At 42.2% G+C, this 548-nt stretch carries 1 protein-coding gene; it reads right to left on the reverse strand.

Annotation, left to right across the window (positions count from 1 at the left end; genetic code table 11):
* Positions 1–149: 149 nt before the first annotated feature.
* On the reverse strand, positions 150–548 hold a 399-nt coding region (locus tag N1032_RS27285), incomplete at its 5' end, for a capsid protein (protein ID WP_259543838.1).

A 548-nucleotide genomic window follows, 5' to 3' on the forward strand; every position in this document is an offset into this window, starting at 1 on the left:
GAATCATCATCGATTGTTGCGATGTATTTCGCTAGTTCTTTGAATTCCGAATCCGCCGGCACTGTTTCTTGACCGTCGATGTATTCCGCGATAAAGTGACCGCGGATTGCATTCTTGCGTCTTGTCATAAGAATGAAGCCCCCTTTTAATTATGGAAAAATAGTAACATTGACCCCAAAAGTCAATGAGAAATAAAAGAACCCGTCTTCTTGTGCATCCGAAAAATACGGTTCGTTTTGAAGGATGATTCCCCCAAACTCGAAACTATTGTTTGACGATTGCAAATCGTAAATGTCTTGAAGCTTTTCAAGTGATTCACTAATCAAATAGACGGCTTCTTCGATGTGTTGTGGGTCTTGGGCTTTGCCACGGATTTCGTAGTTCAACCGTTTGTCCTTGGTGCCATCGTAGAATTCGACCAATGTGGTGCCGCCGGCTAGGGTATACAATGCGATTGAATCGGTTTCGTCATTGATATTTTGTTTTAACGGGTACGGCAAATTAATGCCGGACAACTTGTTGTATAACGCATCGGTTAAATCAAGCTT

The organism is Herbiconiux daphne (assembly GCF_024979295.1).
GTDB classification, from domain to species: Bacteria; Actinomycetota; Actinomycetes; order Actinomycetales; family Microbacteriaceae; genus Herbiconiux; species Herbiconiux daphnes.